18 protein-coding genes are annotated in these 17,859 nt (G+C 38.4%); 3 read left to right on the top strand and 15 right to left on the bottom strand.

Features of this window, described 5'->3' with window-relative positions; all coding sequences use genetic code 11:
• Position 1 precedes the first annotated feature (1 nt).
• The 6 genes from HMPREF2957_RS05945 to rnc form a co-directional block, all read right to left on the bottom strand.
• Entirely contained in the window at positions 2-820 is an 819-nt protein-coding gene (locus tag HMPREF2957_RS05945; RefSeq protein ID WP_070678095.1) for a Cof-type HAD-IIB family hydrolase, read from the bottom strand.
• Entirely contained in the window at positions 820-1,611 is a 792-nt protein-coding gene (locus HMPREF2957_RS05940) for a Cof-type HAD-IIB family hydrolase (RefSeq protein WP_070678093.1), read from the bottom strand. The genes HMPREF2957_RS05945 and HMPREF2957_RS05940 overlap by 1 nt, the downstream gene beginning before the upstream one ends.
• 121 nt (positions 1,612-1,732) lie before the next feature.
• Positions 1,733-2,311 carry an HD domain-containing protein gene (locus HMPREF2957_RS05935; RefSeq protein WP_070678236.1) on the bottom strand — a complete coding sequence of 193 codons (579 nt, stop codon included), beginning with the start codon at positions 2,309-2,311 and terminating at the stop codon, positions 1,733-1,735.
• A gap of 179 nt (positions 2,312-2,490) precedes the next feature.
• On the bottom strand, positions 2,491-3,150 hold the full coding sequence (locus HMPREF2957_RS05930) for a trimeric intracellular cation channel family protein (protein ID WP_070678091.1): 660 nt from the start codon (positions 3,148-3,150) through the stop codon (positions 2,491-2,493).
• Between the two features lie 89 nt (positions 3,151-3,239).
• A complete protein-coding gene (gene smc, locus HMPREF2957_RS05925) occupies positions 3,240-6,779 on the bottom strand; it encodes a chromosome segregation protein SMC (protein WP_070678089.1) in 3,540 nt (1,179 codons plus the stop codon).
• Positions 6,770-7,468 carry a ribonuclease III gene (gene rnc / locus HMPREF2957_RS05920; RefSeq protein WP_070678087.1) on the bottom strand — a complete coding sequence of 233 codons (699 nt, stop codon included), beginning with the start codon at positions 7,466-7,468 and terminating at the stop codon, positions 6,770-6,772. The genes smc and rnc overlap by 10 nt, the downstream gene beginning before the upstream one ends.
• Before the next feature lie 153 nt (positions 7,469-7,621).
• Between rnc and HMPREF2957_RS05915 the strand changes: the two genes are divergently transcribed.
• Positions 7,622-7,954, top strand: coding sequence for a putative DNA-binding protein (locus HMPREF2957_RS05915; RefSeq protein WP_070678085.1), 333 nt, complete (start codon positions 7,622-7,624; stop codon positions 7,952-7,954).
• Positions 7,955-7,965: 11 nt separating this feature from the next.
• Positions 7,966-9,531: a signal recognition particle protein gene (ffh, locus tag HMPREF2957_RS05910; RefSeq protein WP_070678083.1), complete on the top strand. Its 1,566-nt coding sequence runs from the start codon at positions 7,966-7,968 to the stop codon at positions 9,529-9,531.
• Between the two features lie 27 nt (positions 9,532-9,558).
• Here the strand turns inward: ffh and HMPREF2957_RS05905 are convergent, their stop codons facing one another.
• The 6 genes from HMPREF2957_RS05905 to HMPREF2957_RS05880 form a co-directional block, all read right to left on the bottom strand.
• Positions 9,559-10,449 carry an RluA family pseudouridine synthase gene (locus HMPREF2957_RS05905; RefSeq protein ID WP_070678081.1) on the bottom strand — a complete coding sequence of 297 codons (891 nt, stop codon included), beginning with the start codon at positions 10,447-10,449 and terminating at the stop codon, positions 9,559-9,561.
• On the bottom strand, positions 10,439-10,900 hold the full coding sequence (lspA, locus tag HMPREF2957_RS05900; RefSeq protein WP_070678080.1) for a signal peptidase II: 462 nt from the start codon (positions 10,898-10,900) through the stop codon (positions 10,439-10,441). Before lspA ends, HMPREF2957_RS05905 begins: the two co-directional genes overlap by 11 nt.
• A complete protein-coding gene (locus HMPREF2957_RS05895; protein ID WP_070678078.1) occupies positions 10,897-11,805 on the bottom strand; it encodes a LysR family transcriptional regulator in 909 nt (302 codons plus the stop codon). Before HMPREF2957_RS05895 ends, lspA begins: the two co-directional genes overlap by 4 nt.
• A 156-nt stretch (positions 11,806-11,961) precedes the next feature.
• Positions 11,962-12,567, bottom strand: a complete 606-nt coding sequence (gene sodA / locus HMPREF2957_RS05890) for a superoxide dismutase SodA (RefSeq protein ID WP_070678076.1) — start codon at positions 12,565-12,567, stop codon at positions 11,962-11,964.
• A gap of 69 nt (positions 12,568-12,636) precedes the next feature.
• Entirely contained in the window at positions 12,637-13,674 is a 1,038-nt protein-coding gene (gene holA, locus HMPREF2957_RS05885; protein ID WP_070678075.1) for a DNA polymerase III subunit delta, read from the bottom strand.
• Positions 13,675-13,706: 32 nt separating this feature from the next.
• The gene (locus tag HMPREF2957_RS05880) at positions 13,707-14,642 is read right to left on the bottom strand and encodes a dihydroorotate oxidase (protein WP_070678073.1); all 936 of its coding nucleotides are present in this window, start codon (positions 14,640-14,642) and stop codon (positions 13,707-13,709) included.
• Between the two features lie 228 nt (positions 14,643-14,870).
• Here HMPREF2957_RS05880 and gdhA point away from each other — a divergent pair, with 228 nt between their 5' ends.
• Positions 14,871-16,217 carry an NADP-specific glutamate dehydrogenase gene (gdhA, locus tag HMPREF2957_RS05875; RefSeq protein ID WP_004252585.1) on the top strand — a complete coding sequence of 449 codons (1,347 nt, stop codon included), beginning with the start codon at positions 14,871-14,873 and terminating at the stop codon, positions 16,215-16,217.
• 83 nt (positions 16,218-16,300) lie between these two features.
• On the opposite strand, the gene HMPREF2957_RS05870 is transcribed toward gdhA, so the two are convergent.
• From HMPREF2957_RS05870 to HMPREF2957_RS05860, 3 genes are read right to left on the bottom strand one after another with little or no spacing between them, the layout of a single operon-like run.
• Entirely contained in the window at positions 16,301-16,756 is a 456-nt protein-coding gene (locus HMPREF2957_RS05870; protein WP_025170560.1) for a hypothetical protein, read from the bottom strand.
• Positions 16,757-17,398, bottom strand: a complete 642-nt coding sequence (locus tag HMPREF2957_RS05865) for a hypothetical protein (RefSeq protein ID WP_004252582.1) — start codon at positions 17,396-17,398, stop codon at positions 16,757-16,759. It lies immediately after the preceding gene.
• Positions 17,395-17,682 (bottom strand): hypothetical protein, encoded by a 288-nt coding sequence (locus HMPREF2957_RS05860; RefSeq protein ID WP_004252581.1) that lies wholly within the window; start codon positions 17,680-17,682, stop codon positions 17,395-17,397. The genes HMPREF2957_RS05865 and HMPREF2957_RS05860 overlap by 4 nt, the downstream gene beginning before the upstream one ends.
• Positions 17,683-17,859: the final 177 nt, after the last annotated feature.

Below are 17,859 nucleotides of genomic sequence, written 5' to 3'. Positions count from 1 at the left end.
TTTAATTCTCCTTCAGTACATATTTTTCAATTGCCCAGGCGACAGCTTCTTCGTCATTAGTCATTGGTGTTACCACATTTGCCACAGCCTTAACTGCTGGCACAGCATTTTGCATAGCGACACCGAGACCGGCCCACTCAATCATCGAAAGGTCATTAGCCTCATCTCCGCAGGCAATAACCTGACTTTGGTCAATTCCCAGGTGTTCAATCAGTTTAGATAATCCTGTCGCCTTATGAACATTCTTTGGTGACCATTCTAGCAAGAGTTCACGTGATTTAAAAATTTCATATTGGTCGTATAATTCTGGTGAAATCTTCTGAATAGCTGCATCCAAAGGCTCCTGAGGAAAGGCAGTCACACATTTATTGTATGTTACCTGACTAGACAAATCTTCAAAAGTAGTTGGAACAAAAGTTAGAGCTGGGTTAAACTGAGCATATAAACTTTCTTGGTCAGACTGAATCTGGTAAACTGTTCCTTCTGAAATTGCATCTAAGGGGATTTCTAATTTTTCAGTTTCTTCATAAATACGTGTCACATCATCAATTGAAAAGACTGTCTTATCAAGAATCTCACCTGTATTTTTCTGAACCAATCCACCGTTGAATGTGATAGTATATTCGTCATCGTGACCATCTGTCCCAAGCTCTTTAAGGAAGAAATCCATAGCCTTGAGAGGACGTCCAGTTGTTAGGACTACCTTGACCCCTTGTTCACGCGCAGCCTTTAAAGTTGCCTTGGTACGATCAGTCAATTTCTTGTCTGTCGTCAGCAAGGTTCCATCTAAATCTAGGGCAATTAATTTAATATCTGCCATTATAACCCCTCCATATAAGCGATAACAGATTGGTCCTTATGATGACCGATAACTGTTTCAGCTAGTTCCAAAATCTCTGGACGGGCATTTTCAGGTGCGACTGGGTGCCCTACAACTTGCATCATGTGAAGATCATTAAGATTATCACCAAAAGCCATCACTTGGTCCATATCTAGATTTAACTTCTTAGCCAATTCGACAATCGCAACTCCCTTATCCACATAATCAAGAACAATATCAATGGATTCAAAACCTGTCGTCATTGCCTTAACACCAGGCACATGTTCATTAACCCAAGCTTCGCCAGCTTCTACTGTCTCTTCTGTAAAGTTAGTTGTGAATTTGAAAATTTCATCGGTGATATCTTCAAGTTTGGCTACTTTTTGAATATTCTCATTGTAATGATGACTAAACATGAGATAGGTTTCATCAACCGTATCTAGAACATAGCATGCTTTTTTACCTGTTAGGAGCATCTTCTTTTCATCAAAATAAGGTGATGTCTTTAGCTTTTCAAAAGTTGATAGGTAAAAATCTCTAGGCATGGTCGCTTCATAGAGGTCTTGTCCATGAAAACGAACCAGACTCCCATTTTCAGCAATGAAAATAATCTCATCTTTGACATCCGAAAAATGCTTTTCAAGCGACAAAAGACCGCGACCAGAAGCTACAGCAAAGTAAATTCCTTTTTCTTTATAAGAATGGAGGAGCTTTTTTAAGCGCTCCATATCAAATTGGCCAGCTTCATCCAAAAAAGTCCCGTCCATATCAGTTGCGACTAGTTTAATCATAAATCCTTCTATTCTCCAGTTGTAAATCTATCTTCTATTATACCATAGAAAAAGTAAAAAAAGACGTGCTGAATTGACACGTCCTTGTATTCTATAAATCTATCTGTAGGGCCAATTGTTATTATAAATATAACCCCCTTTCCACACTTTCCTGAATCAAATCTTCCGTCAGTTTCCATAATTCTTCTGATTCACTTTTTATGAACTTTTTCTTTTCTAATACCATGTCTGCACTGATATTATCAGGGTTATAATTTAATTCTGACACTTCTAAGTGATTTATCAGTGGTACCAATGCATCGATTACTCTTGCATATCTTGATTCAGCACTCTGTCCTTTTTCAAATTCCAACCACAAATTTTTCATATTCAAATATTTCTCTTCTGGAAGGAGGCTCATTGTTTTTTCTATAGATTCTAACTCTCTATCATGAGAATGAACCTTTCTTTCATCATCAAAAACCCAAGTATCTCCGGCATAAATCTCACCTAAATCATGAATCAATAACATAGAAATAACTTTTTCCATTTTCAACTTTTCAGGATAATAATCTTGAAGAACTATAGCAGCTATAGCACCTTGCCAAGAATGCTCGGCACTATTTTCAAATCTTCCATCAAGAGTTCTATTAAATCTTGTTAGTGACTTTAACTTCTCTATTTCTTTAATAAAATCGACTGAATTCTTTAAATTACTCATTGTAGCTCCTATCTTATTTAAAATTTTAGATATAATACCAAAAAATATTAATTTCATCAAATATTTCCCGTATTTGCAAAAATAAAATAGCGCCTAATCCATACGAGATTAGACGCTTGATTAAACTTGTAATTTATAAAATATTTATCAATCGAGTGATTGAACTTTCCTACCATCAATCAATTCCAAGTCTTTTTATCCATATTTGGCAAAGAGAGCTTAAACTTAATAATACAGAGTCGAATTACAAAACCGACAATTGAGAGAATGATAAAAGCAGTAATTCTTGGAAAGTGAAGGACAAAGGCCAACCAGTAATAAATAATGCCAATTACAAAAGATAGGAGGGCATAGATGTCCTCTTTTAGAACACTTGGGACTTCATTAATCAAGAGGTCTCGGATGATACCACCGCCAGCACCTGTTAAACAGGCCAAAATCCCTGCAGACATCAAGTTCAATTTACTATCAGCTAAGGCGGTAGCTCCAATCAAGGAAAAGATGATTAAGCCAATCGAATCAAAGATAAGATAAGCTTCTCTCAGCCACTTATAGAATTTTTTTTCTTGACTAGCATTGGCTTGTTTTGATGTCACAAAGGCATACATAATAACAGCTACTAGAATAGAGACATAAATCGGTCCAGGATCTGCGAGAGCGGAGGGGAAACGACTGATAATAGAATCTCTCAAAATCCCTCCGCCTACTGCTGTTACAATTGCCAATAAACTAATGCCAAAAATATCTAAACGTTTACCAAATCCTTTGATGGCTCCTGACGCCGCAAAGGCTATAGTCCCAATATAATTACAAATCATTAGGAATAGGTCAAAATCCATGTAAGCTCCTCAATTTATTTTTGTAACCTTTCCGACTTCTTGAAGGTCATTCTAAATACTTTAGCTTGAAATGTTATATTGAAAACAAACTAAGCATCCATATTTTCTAAATCTTTTAGTTTAACAGAGACAATCTTAGAAACACCAGATTCTTGCATGGTTACTCCGTAAATAGTGTCTGCGGCTGCCATGGTTCCCTTACGGTGGGTAACGACGATAAACTGGCTATCCTTGTCAAATCGGTTAAGATAATCCCCAAATCGTTTAACGTTAGCTTCATCGAGTGCAGCCTCTACTTCATCCAAAATAACAAATGGAATGGTCTTGACACGAATGATTGAGAAGAGCAAAGCAAGAGCTGACAAGGCCTTCTCTCCACCACTCATGAGGTTGAGAGATTGGATTTTCTTTCCTGGCGGTTGAACAGAGATTTCAACACCTGCTGTCAATAAATCTCCCTCGGTCAGGATTAGGTCCGCTTGACCACCACCAAACATCTGCTTAAAGGTTACTTTGAAGGATTCACGAATAGCTTCAAAGGTTGATTTAAATCGTTCCTTCACTTCATCGTTCATCTCTGTAATGGTTTCAAGAAGAAGATTTTTAGCCGAAAGAATGTCATCACGCTGACTATTTAAGAATTCCAAGCGTTCGTGAACTTCGTCAAACTGTTCAATGGCATCCAGATTGACTGGACCAAGTGAACGAATCGATTTTTCCAAATCCTTGACCTCTTGTTCAGCGACAGTCAAATCTTCTAACGAATTGGCTTGTTCTAGGGCTTCCGTATAACTAATCTGGTACTCTTCAGTCAGTTGACCTTGAAGATAGCGAAGGCGGTCCGTAATCTTCTCTTTGGTTGCTTCTGCACGTGTTTGCTTACGAATCCATTCTTCATTTTGCTGACGAGCTTGTTCTAAATGACTAGCAATATCATCCAATTGACCTTCAATATCATCCAGCTCAAACTGCTTACGAATAAGCCCTTGTTGAATTTCTTCTTTCTGACTCTTGGCTTCTGCTTCCTGCTTGGCCAAAAGTTCCGTATCAACCTTTTCAAGATTGTCTACCTTTTCTTGGAGAAGGCGTTCGATTTCATCTTGCTCCATATCAAGGTATTCAAGCTCTTTGTTAATCCGTTCAATATCTGCAACTTCGTAACGTTTTCGCCCTATCATTTCTGTTTTGAGCAGACGTTCTTGGGAAAGTTTATCCTGTAAGTTTTGGTAACGTTCCTGAATAGCATTTTTATTGGACTTGATTTCTTCAATCTCAGACTCCAGCTTTTGCTTTTCAGTTGCGATGATTGAGAGACGTTCTTGGCATTTTTCTTTTTCAGCTTGCCAATCTCCACCTCTGAGATTGTTTAATTCTTTTTCCTGAAGTTCTAACAGTGTTTCGAGTTCTTCGACTTGTTGGGAAGTTTGTTGATAAGCCAGATATAAGCCTTGCTCTTCTATACGAGCTTGTTCCCCTTTGGACTTAATGGTCTCCAAAGTCTGAGCGAGGGTAGTCAAAGCATCTTGAACTGACTTCAGATTTTCTTCCTCTTGACGAAGAAGTTTTTCTTCTTGAGCAATCTCTTTTTGCAACTGCTCCAATTCAGGCTTGATGAAAATACTGTTATTTTGACGATTGGCACCACCAGCATAAGAACCACCTGTTCGCAATTCTGTACCATCTAGCGTTACCATTCGAACCTGATAACGTACCTTGCGAGCTGCATCACGCGCATGCTCTACCGTATCAAAGATTGCTGTTGTAGCTAGCAAGTTTTTAAATATAGCTTCATGCTTGGCATCAAAGGTAACCAGTTCATCTGCCATTCCAAGAAAACCTGGACTTGAGGCAATCACATCTTGATTCTGACCTGAAATGCTACGAGCCTTAATAGTTGTCAAAGGTAGGAAGGTCGCACGACCAGCTCGGTTTCGCTTAAGGAAATCGATAGCCTTAGTCGCAGCCTGTTCGTCTTCAACGATGATATGTTGGCTACTTGCCCCGAGGGCAATTTCAAGAGCTGTTTGATAACGAACATCAAAGGTTAAATGTTCACTGACTGCTCCGACAATACCGCCCAGGCAATTTTTTTCTTGTAGAACACTCTTAACACCCGCATAGAAATTACTATGGTTTTTAAGAATGTTTTCCAGACTTTGCGCCTTGGCCTGCTTGTTTTTCAGACTATCCAAACGGTCAAAAAGTTGATTTTGCTGACTTTGATAAGCCTTCTTTTGTTCTTCTTCCTGTTTAGCATGCGTCTGATAGTCAGCAAGCAAGGTCTGTACTTTTTCTTTTGCTGATTTAAGAGCAGTTTCTTGCTCACTAGCCTTAGATTTAGCAGAAGCTAATTGTTCCTTCAAGGACTCCAATTGTTCTTCTTGCTTTTGAGTCTGTTGGCGACTATTTTCAAGATCATTTTCAATCCGTGTCAACTGGTTAGAGACATCCGCTTCTTCCTGCAAGAAAGCAACAAAGCGCTCACGCAGTTGCTCAATCATCTGATCAGGATCATCAGAAAATGCTTCTAACTCAGCTTCTAAACGATTGAGCTCCTTGGTATTGAGAGCTAGATTTGCTTCTAACTGACTGAGATTTGCTTCTTTTTCTTCCTTCTCTTGAATAAGAGCATTTCTCTTTTCATCCAAACTAGCTAAACGAGCTTGGGCCTCTTGTTGATTGAGAGCAACCTGCTCTGTCTCCAGTTTAGACAAGGCTAATTTCCGTTCTAAATCACTGATTAGAGCAGTCAAATCCATCAAGCTAGTTTGATCTTTAGCCATCTCTGCTTGTAAATCTTGTCTCTGCTTCTTGAGAGATTGATTTTCAAGTTCTAGTGACTCGCGTTTTTGATAATAACTAGTCAACAGTTCTTGAACTTGGTTTAATTCTTCTTCTGTTAGATCCAATTCTGCCTTATTGGCTTGAATTTGCGCAACTAAAACATCTAAGTAGATGCCTTTACGCTGACTGTCCAAGTCCATAAATTTACGAGCTGTTGCTGCTTGCTTTTCTAAGGGCTTGATTTGATTGTCTAACTCATAGATGATATCTTCCAAGCGGTCTAAATTGTCTTGAGTTTGTTGCAGTTTACTTTCCGTCTCTTTGCGACGAGTTTTATATTTTAAAACTCCCGCCGCTTCTTCAAAGATAGCACGGCGTTCCTCAGGCTTAGAGTTAAAGATTTCTTCGACCTTCCCTTGGGAAATGATGGAGAAGGAATCGCGTCCAAGTCCAGTATCTAAGAAAAGATCATGAATATCACGAAGACGAACTTTTTTCCCATCAATCTTGTATTCACTATCTCCCGTACGATAGATGTGACGCTCCACCTTGATTTCCTGTCCTGCATCCTTGATGAAACCGTCCTGATTATCTAGAGTAACGACTACAGAAGCATAGTTTAATGGCTTTCTACTTTCTGTTCCTGCAAAGATAACATCAGGCATCTTCCCACCACGAAGACTTTTGACACTTGATTCCCCAAGAGCCCAGCGTAAACTTTCTGTGATGTTAGATTTTCCAGAACCATTAGGTCCTACAACTGCTGTTACTCCTTGGTCAAAAACAACCTTGGTCTTATCAGCAAAGGACTTAAACCCCTGAATCTCAATTTCTTTTAAATACATGAATCCAGTCCTTCCTCAACTGCATTTTTAGCGGCTTCTTGTTCGGCCAATTTTTTAGATCGTCCTTGACCCCTACCTAAACTTTGACCCTCTACAAGGACTTCAACCTCGAACATCTTATCGTGGGCAGGACCATTTTCCGAAATCACCTGATAACGAATATCGACATCACCATTGACTTGGAGTAATTCTTGAAGGTGGGTCTTGTAGTCTTTAATCATTTCAAAGTCACCGGCCTCAACCTTCGGTATCATGACCTGGTAGATAAACTCTTTTACCGTAAGTAGATCCTTATCTAAAAGCAGGGCACCCAAAAAGGCTTCGAAAGCATCTCCCAAGATGGTATCTCGATTACGGCCTCCAGATTTTTCCTCTCCCTTTCCTAGCTTGATAAACTGGTCAAACTGGCAGTCACGGGCAAAACCAGCCAAACTCTCTTCACGTACAATCATAGCACGGAGTTTAGACAGGTCACCTTCTGGTTTTTTAGGATATTTTTTGTACAGATATTCTGAAATCAATAATTGCAGAACAGCGTCTCCTAAAAATTCCAAGCGTTCATTGTGTGAAATTTTTAAGAGGCGGTGCTCATTGGCATAACTAGTGTGAGTAAAAGCTGTTTCAAGTAACTGTTTATCTGAAAAAACAAGCCCAAAACGTTGCTCTAACACGGTTTCTAATTCTTTCATAAGAACCTCTTTCTAAAACATTATAATACACTCCATTATACCAAAAAATAGAATCATAGTCAGAAAATAACCGTTAAAAGTCCTTTTTCTGACTTGTGTTTAAAATCAATCCATTACTAGCAGTTCAGGCTATTTTTTGGTATAATAAATCTTATGGAAATTGAAAAAACCAATCGAATGAATGCTCTGTTTGAATTTTATGCAGCCCTTTTGACTGATAAGCAGATGAACTATATCGAGCTCTACTATGCAGACGACTATAGTTTAGCTGAAATCGCTGAAGAATTTGGTGTTAGTCGTCAGGCTGTTTATGATAATATCAAACGAACAGAAAAGATACTGGAAGACTATGAGATGAAGCTTCATATGTACTCTGACTACATTGTCCGCAGTCAAATTTTTGATCAGATCATTGAGCGCTATCCAGAAGATACTTTTCTCCAAGAGCAAGTTGAGATTTTAACAAGTATTGACAATAGAGAATAAGAGGAATAAATATGGCATTTGAAAATTTAACAGAACGTTTGCAGAACGTCTTTAAAAATCTACGTAAAAAAGGAAAAATCACAGAGAGTGATATCCAGGAAGCAACCAAGGAAATTCGTCTGGCTCTTTTAGAAGCCGACGTTGCTTTGCCAGTGGTTAAGGACTTTATCAAGAAGGTTCGTGAACGTGCGATTGGGCATGAAGTCATTGATACCCTCAATCCAGCTCAACAAATCATTAAGATTGTCAATGAAGAATTGACGGAAGTTCTTGGTTCAGACACAGCTGAGATTATCAAGTCCCCAAAAATCCCGACCATTATCATGATGGTTGGTTTGCAGGGTGCTGGTAAAACAACCTTCGCTGGAAAACTTGCTAACAAACTCAAAAAAGAAGAGGATGCTCGTCCTCTGATGATTGCGGCCGACATCTATCGTCCTGCAGCTATTGACCAGCTTAAAACACTAGGACAACAAATTGATGTTCCTGTCTTTGCTCTTGGAACTGAAGTTCCTGCAGTGGAGATTGTTCGCCAAGGTTTGGAGCAAGCTAAAGCCAACCATAATGACTATGTTTTGATTGATACGGCCGGTCGTTTACAAATCGATGAACTTCTCATGAACGAGCTCCGTGATGTCAAAGCCTTAGCTCAACCTAATGAAATTCTTCTTGTCATCGATGCCATGATTGGTCAAGAAGCAGCTAACGTTGCGCGAGAATTTAACGCTCAATTAGAAGTTACCGGTGTCATCCTTACCAAGATTGATGGGGACACTCGTGGTGGTGCGGCCCTTTCTGTTCGTCATATCACAGGAAAACCAATCAAATTCACTGGTACTGGTGAAAAGATTACCGATATTGAAACCTTCCACCCTGACCGTATGGCCAGCCGTATTCTCGGTATGGGAGATATGCTGACTCTGATTGAGAAAGCTTCCCAAGAATACGATGAGCAAAAAGCCCTTGAAATGGCTGAAAAGATGCGGGAAAACACCTTTGATTTCAACGATTTCATCGATCAGTTGGATCAGGTACAAAATATGGGTCCAATGGAAGATTTGCTCAAGATGATTCCTGGTATGGCCAATAATCCTGCCCTTCAAAATATGAAGGTGAATGAAAAACAAATCGCTCGCAAACGTGCCATCGTCTCATCTATGACTCCTGAAGAACGTGAAAATCCAGATTTGCTCACTCCAAGCCGCCGTCGTCGTATCGCAGCTGGTTCTGGCAATACCTTCATCGAAGTAAATAAATTCATCAAAGACTTTAACCAAGCCAAACAACTCATGCAAGGTGTCATGTCTGGTGACATGAACAAGATGATGAAACAAATGGGCATCAACCCTAACAACCTTCCTAAAAATATGCCTGGTGGCATGGATATGTCAGCCCTTGAAGGAATGATGGGACAAGGTGGTATGCCGGATATGTCTGCTTTTGGAGGAGCTGGTATGCCTGATATGAGCCAGATGTTTGGTGGAGGTCTCAAGGGTAAAATCGGTGAATTTGCTATGAAGCAATCCATGAAGCGCATGGCTAACAAAATGAAAAAAGCTAAGAAAAAACGCAAGTAAAAAGGACTCAATTGAGTCCTTTTTTGTTTAGTTATTTCGAAGTCTTTCCAAAGTCTCTTTAAAGATATTTGGAATTTCAGAAGTAAATTCCATAGTTTCACTAGTCCTTGGATGGGTAAAACCAAGAGTCTTGGCATGGAGAAATTGCCCATGTCCCTTTAGGGTTTTACGAGGACCGTATACCTCATCACCAGCGACAGGATGACCGATATAAGCCATGTGCACACGTATTTGATGAGTTCGTCCTGTTTCCAGTTGCAACTCTAATAAAGAATAGTCACCAAAGCGTTCCAAGACTTGGAAACGTGTCACTGCTGGTTTTCCTTTGGCAGTCACAGCTTGTTTCTTGCGGTCTTTTTCGCTACGACCAATCGGCGCCTCAATGACTCCACGGTCATTTGGAAGATTACCATGAACAATGGCCCAATATTTTCGAAGAGATTTCTTGTCTTTTAATTCTTGAGCTAGTGCTAAATGGGCATCATCGTTTTTAGCAATCATGAGAAGCCCTGATGTGTCCTTATCAATACGGTGGACAATTCCTGGACGCAGCACACCATTGATTCCTGATAAGTCTTTAATATGATACATAAGGGCATTCACCAAGGTACCACTGGTATGACCAGCACTTGGATGAACGACCATCCCTTGAGGTTTGTTGACTACTGCTACATCCTCATCTTGGTAAATGATTTCTAAAGGAATATCTTCAGCCACATACTCTAAAACTTCTGGTTCAGGAATTTGGTAAGTGATGACATCCCCCTCTTGGACCGTATACTTGGCTTTCTTGACCTGGCCGTTGACCAAGACTTGACCAGACTTGATTTGTTCATTGGCGAGACTACGAGACAATTCTGTCAAATCTGACAAAGCCTTATCTAGGCGTATCCCGCCTCTTTCAATTTTAATTTCCATTCATTTCCTCTTTTAGCATTGCAAGCAATAACACAACGACCCCTACTGTCAGATAACTATCAGCCACATTAAAAATGGCAAAATTGATAAAGTCTAAGTGAAACATATCCACGACAAATCCTTGGCTAATGCGATCAATGAAGTTTCCCAGACCACCTGCAATAATCAGAACCAATCCAAAGACTGTCCAGAGGGAATCTTCTATATGCTTGTGCAAATACCAGATAGCCCCTGCCATAACTACTAGAGTAATCACCGCAAAAAACCACTGTTGATCTTGAAGAATAGAAAAAGCTGCTCCCCTATTTTGCAGATAGGTTAAACTAACTAGATTTGGAATCCATGATTTGATTTCATCAAGAGCAATATTATTAACGACATAAGCCTTTACCAATTGATCTAATACAATCAAGGCAGCTATAATTCCTGCTACTATTCCTCTTTTTTTCATGCTTTCCTCTTCTGATCAAAATACTCTTGCATAACCTCTACAAATAAAGTCCCTGCTTGACTCAAGTCTACTTCCTCACGTTTCACATAAACCATGCGATTATTGAGATTATCATTTAGCGGAATAACGGTGATTCCGTTCACACTATCGCTATCTAAGAATCCAGAACCAGTCGCATAAGCATTTGTTCTTTCAAGAATTCCATTTAAAGTAGCGCGATCTGTTACGTTAAACATCTGAGAGCTGGCACTTGTGTCCACAAAGTTTTCTGAGTAATAGAGATATTCATCCTTCTCTTGTGTGAAACGAACTGTTGGCAAATCAACTAAATTCTCCATAACCAACTCTTTTTTCTTGGCTAAAGGATGTCCTTCACGAAGATAGATATGCGTCTGGAAAGGAATCAACTCAATCACTTCAAGGCCTAATTTTTCAATCCGCTGCATGATACCTTTTTGGTTTTGATTGTTGAGGTAAATAATCCCAATCTCACTATGACCTTGGGCTACTTCATCCAAAATCTGAACAGTTGTAGATTCAAAAATACGGAAATTTTTATATTCAGGATATTGTTGTGAAAATGCTGTAATGGTTGGTGGCAAGAAATCATAGTGCTGGCTGGCTATTGAAAACTCATCCTTCTCCTCTTCAGGATTAGCATACTGATTTTGAAATACATCAAACCCTTTTACTAACTCTTGTGCCTTTTCATAAAATTCCATTCCTCGGCGAGTAAGAAAGGTACCCGAACTAGTTCTGCGGAAAATCTTGAATCCTAGCTCTTTCTCCAGATCTCTTACAGAAATAGATAGACTGGGTTGGCTAACGTACATTTTCTCAGCAGCTTCACGAAAAGTACCACTATTTGCAATAGCAACAACGTAGCGTAATTGTTGAATATTCATGATTTCTCCTTCGTTTTCTATCTTATCATTATACCATAAATAAAGCCTATCCAACAAAGGAAAATCATGAGACAGTTACTTCTAAAAAAGGAAACAAAAAAACACCTTTAAAGCTAGACCCAAAATCCAACTAAAAAGGAGTGTTACCAAATGCGATTATTTAGCTGCTGCGTAAAGCTCGTCTACTTTGTTCCAGTTGATAACTGAGAAGAAAGCTTTGATGTAGTCAGGACGAACGTTGCGATATTTCACGTAGTAGGCATGTTCCCAAACGTCCAAACCTAAGATTGGTTTTTTACCTTCTGAGATTGGTGTATCTTGGTTTGCTGTTGAAGTCACTTCAAGCTTACCTTCTTTGTTAACAACCAACCATGCCCATCCAGAACCGAAACGAGTCGTTGCTGCCGCAGTAAATGCTGCTTGGAATTCTTCGAATGAACCAAAAGTTGCATCGATTGCTGCTGCAAGTTCTGCTGAAGGAGCTGTCTGTTCAGGAGTCATCAATTCCCAGAAAAGAGCATGATTCAAGTGTCCACCACCGTTGTTGATAAGCGCTTGACGGATATCAGCTGGGATAGATTCTACATCAGCAAGCAAAGATTCAAGGTCTTCACCAATTTCAGGGTGTTTTTCAAGAGCTGCATTAGCGTTATTTACATATGCTTGGTGATGTTTGTCATGGTGCAAATGCATCGTTTCAGCATCAATATATGGTTCCAAGGCGTCATAAGCGTATGGAAGATCTGGTAAGATAATAGCCATCTGTAATACCTCTTTTTCTTTCTATATAAAAATGATAACGCAAACAACCTTTTTTTTCAAGTTATTTGCTCAATTTGACTGGCTCGCAATCTGCAATAAAGCTTTCTCAAACAAGTACCCTTTTTCGTAAACACCAGTCTTAATTTGATAATCTGCCTGGATGAGATAACGAATAGAATCTTGTAGGAAATTCATAGACAATCCTCGCGTGTCACGAAGAGCAAATTTGATTTGATAGGGATTCGGATTGCGACCAAGATAATGACCCAAACTGCTAACCATCTGTGATTCTGTCTGACCAGACTCTTGCAATATTTTTACCTGTGTATAGAGTCTAAACTGCCCCAGCATAATGGCAATCAGTTTAATCTCGTCTTCACCCTGTAAGGTCAAATCTTTAACTAAATCTCGTGCCTGATCAATTTTCTTAGTTAATATTAATTGGGTCAAATCAAAAATATTATCCTGCAAAGTCTTTGGAATGGCTTCAACAATATCTTCTTCTGTTATCCGACCACTATCCTTATAAGACTGTAAGAAGAGCAGGTTTTTCTGAATTTCACTGAATTGAAAACTAGATTTGATAAGCAACTGTTCAAAGGAATTTCCATCAAAAGTAAGTCCTTGTTCCTGAACCCACTTTTGAAAATAGGCACGCAACTCTTGCTCTTTAGGTTCAAGAGCCTCAAATACTGTCGCATCCCGCTTAAGTAATTTGACCAAACGTCGCTTGCTATCTAACTTGCCTTCAGCAAAGATTACTAATTTACTTGAGGGTACAGGATTTTCCAGATAGTCTTCAAAGGCCTTGAGCTCATCATCAGTTAGATAGCGTTTTTTAGCAGTTGTAATATCGAGAAAATGATCTAAAATAACAATTTTTTCATCCGCAAAGAAAGGAAGACTGACCAACTCTAGCTCCAAGCTTTTGTAGTCTACTTCTTTCATGTCAAAATAAGCAAAATTCAAATCTGCAGGATCGTATCCGATTTGCTTTAGAACCTGAGTTTTCATGATGTCGTACTGGCCTTGATCAGCCCCTGTAAACAGGGTCAAACTAGGAAGGTTCGCTAAGGATAGCTTTCGACTTTCTTCTATGGCTAGCATTTATTCTCCTTTCTTTTTAATTTAGCTTCTGTTTAATCCATATAATTCAATTTTCCATGGAAATCCTCTAGGCTTTGGTATCCTTTTTCCGTCATAATTTCTTTGAGTTCCTTTGTAATACGCTCAAAAGCACCTACACCTTCTTTATGAAGAGTAGTTCCTACTTGTACCATGCTGGCACCACATAGGATATGTTCAAAGGCATCACGTCCTGTTAATACTCCACCAGTTCCGATGATTTGAATTTGAGGATTTAAGCGTTGATAAAAGGCATGGACATTGGCAAGAGCAGTTGGTTTAATGTATTCTCCACCAATTCCACCAAAGCCGTTCTTAGGACGAATCACGACAGACTCATCTTCTATATAAAGACCATTTCCAATAGAGTTGACACAGTTGACGAATTTGAGTGGATATTTGTTGAAAATTTCTGCTGCCTGGTCAAAGTGAACAATATCAAAATAAGGTGGAAGCTTAATTCCAAGAGGTTTTGTAAAGTAGGCAAAGACTTCTGACAAGATACGGTCTGTTGTTTCAAAATCATAGGCAATCTGAGGCTTACCTGGAACATTTGGGCATGAGAGATTGAGTTCGGTTAAACCACGAAAATCACTTTCTTGAACCTTCCTCAAGATGGTATGAGTTTCCTCTGGAGACATCCCAACTAAAGAGAGAAAGAAGGTACGATTTGGTTCCTTTTCTTGCAATTCCAAAAGGTAGTTCAAGTAATAGTCTAAACCATTATTTGGGAGCCCCATAGAGTTAATAGAACCAAGTGGAACATCTTGATAGCGTGGTTCAGGATTTCCCTGACGAAATTCCAAGGTTGCAGTCTTGGTGACAAAGGTTCCTGCTGCTGAATTTTTGACACCTTCCAATTCCTCAATTGTCATACAAGCAACACCTGCCGCATTCATCAAGCAATTATCAAACTCAAAACCAGCAATCTGTGTTTTCGTTGATACCATGATTCTATTCCTCCAAAATCCATTATTTCTTTATTATTATACCATACTTTGGCAGGAGCCTTTTAATAAAACTAACCCTATAAAAAGGTTTCTAATTCAACTAATAAAACTAGCTTATTCAAATTGAAAGAATTTTTAGAAAATTTATGTTTTTTTCTTTACACTGAAAATTTTTTCTGCTATAATGTCTCATGTAATAAAATATGACAACAAAAAAAGGAGAACGATATGACATCTGCTAAAGAATATATCCAAAGCGTGTTTGAAACTGTAAAAGCTCGTAACGGGCATGAGGCTGAATTTCTCCAGGCGGTTGAAGAATTCTTCAGCACTTTGGAACCTGTCTTTGAAAAACACCCTGAGTATATTGAAGAAAACATCTTGGCACGTATCACTGAACCTGAGCGCGTAATTTCTTTCCGTGTTCCTTGGGTTGACCGTGATGGAAAAGTTCAAGTTAACCGTGGTTACCGTGTTCAATTTAACTCTGCTGTTGGACCATATAAAGGCGGACTTCGTTTCCACCCAACTGTAAACCAAGGGATCTTGAAATTCCTCGGCTTCGAACAAATCTTTAAAAACGTTTTGACTGGACTTCCAATCGGTGGAGGTAAAGGTGGATCCGACTTCGATCCTAAAGGCAAAACTGATGCTGAAGTGATGCGCTTCTGCCAAAGCTTCATGACTGAATTGCAAAAATACATCGGACCATCTCTTGACGTACCTGCTGGTGATATCGGTGTCGGTGGACGTGAAATTGGTTACCTTTACGGACAATACAAACGCCTCAACCAATTTGATGCTGGTGTCTTGACTGGTAAACCTCTTGGATTTGGTGGTAGCCTGATTCGTCCAGAAGCAACTGGTTACGGTTTGGTTTACTACACTGAAGAAATGCTTAAAGCTAACGGAAACAGCTTTGCTGGTAAGAAAGTGGTGATTTCAGGTTCTGGTAACGTAGCTCAATACGCGCTTCAAAAAGCAACTGAACTTGGTGCTACAGTTATTTCTGTATCTGACTCAAATGGTTATGTCATTGATGAAAATGGTATCGACTTCGACCTTTTGTCAGACGTTAAAAACAACCGTCGTGCTCGTTTAACTGAGTACGCTGCAGAAAAACCTACTGCTACTTATTATGAAGGTTCTGTATGGACTTACACTGGTAACTACGATATCGCTCTTCCATGTGCGACTCAAAACGAGATCAACGGTGAAGCTGCGAAACGCTTGGTTGCTCAAGGTGTTATCTGTGTGTCTGAAGGTGCTAACATGCCTAGCGACCTTGAAGCTATCAAAGTCTACAAAGAAAACGGAATCCTTTATGGACCTGCCAAAGCTGCTAATGCTGGTGGGGTAGCTGTATCTGCTCTTGAAATGAGCCAAAACAGCCTTCGCCTTTCATGGACACGTGAAGAAGTTGACGGTCGCTTGAAAGATATTATGACTAACATCTTCAACACAGCTAAAACAACTGCAGAAACATACGGTCTTGGTACTGACTACCTTGCAGGTGCAAATATTGCAGCCTTTGAAAACGTAGCAAATGCTATGATTGCCCAAGGTATTGTTTAAAAATAAAGATCATTATCAAAAAAGCAACAACTTATTAAGTTGTTGCTTTTTATCATATTCAAATAAAGTATATCAAACTCTTATTAAGAAACGATAAATGTTTCACCACAGTTTTCACAAGTTAAGTTAGTTCCAATTACTCCATCTGTTGATGTATGACAATTAGGACAGTAGGCCCGTTTTGCTGACAATCTATAAGATAATTGATCTTGTAATACTTTTCCCTTTGTTTCTATAACATCTTCTTCAAGTTCTTCAAATTCAAGAACTGTCATCAAACTTTTATTATATTGTTTCATCCTTGGTTGTATTAAAAATAAAATAAATGATATGACAATAAATAAGAAAAATAATATGAATAAAATTGTAACTATCAAAAGCCACATAAAGTAGAAATCGTGAAGTAATCCTTCTTTTTTTCCTAATAACCATCTTATTTCCTTATCTATGGACTGATAAAATTTCAATCCCGAAACAATACAAATGAAAGATACTAGCGGATAAACAAATTTTGATATCATTAAACGATAGCGTCTCATTTATACTTCCTTTCTAGATAACCATGCACCACAATAATCACATGATTTACCCTGACCTAAGTCAAGCAAATTCTCCCCACTGCATGATGGACAAATAACAGGATAGGTGTTTTTATGAATCTTATGCTTTTCAAATAAGGTGAATAATGCTTGTATCTGTTTTTGTGTCTTAATTTCCTCTTCTCTCTTTGATTCTCGGTAAGTTAGGATCAATATCACAATCAAATTAAGCAAATACCAAGGAATTAAAAGAAATAAAAATCGGATAGACCATTCCCTGGATTTTACTTGTTCAAAAAGTGATGAAAAAGTAATTAAAACAAGCATTTGAAGTAGATTCTTTTGTTTCAACTTTTTCAAGGAAAAGGAATCTTTAATTGTTTTTCGGAATAAGAATAAAATAATTAAGGCAATAACGACATAAGAAATATTTTGGAATGCTAAAAACACTAAACTTATAACAATAGGAATCCCGATAACCTTCCCCAAGAGTATAAAATCAAGATTTTTTAAAATAACATTAGTTGGTTCATCTTCGAGAGCAAAGATAGCTAGTGATAGAACTACAAAACAGAGTATTACTATATTTGAAATTAACCAATGAAAGACTTCTTTCCAATTATTCTTAATATACTGTTTCACCTATCTTCTCCTCTAGTTGCTATATATTCTCTATAAAGAGCTTTCCCATTATATATCTCATCCAAAGCTTTGACTTTAATTTTTATATTTTCTAAAACACCAAAGCTATAAAATGCAAAGGAAGACAAAAAGAAACCTGATAAAGAAAAAATAATAGGTGTCACTATTGAGAAAATCGGCTTACCATATCCTAGAAATAGAGTTGCAATCAATAGTGAAATAAAAAATGTTGCACTTGTTAATCCCATAAAAAGTATACTTAATAAACGAAATACTTGATACATTCACAATATCCTCCTATAATAAATTTCCTAACTGTTTAACTGTCTAGTTTTTCTAATTTTCCTTCTACATTGATACAATTTCATAAATTTAATGTTCAAACAAAGAATACATATGTATCAGTATAAAAAATGGGAACTCTGAAAGAAACAGAACTCCCAAAATAAGCTAATGATTGG

It is taken from the genome of Streptococcus sp. HMSC062D07 (genome assembly GCF_001814215.1).
In the GTDB taxonomy this organism is placed as follows: Bacteria; Bacillota; Bacilli; order Lactobacillales; family Streptococcaceae; genus Streptococcus; species Streptococcus infantis_I.
This window is presented reverse-complemented; position numbering and strand designations above follow the sequence as displayed.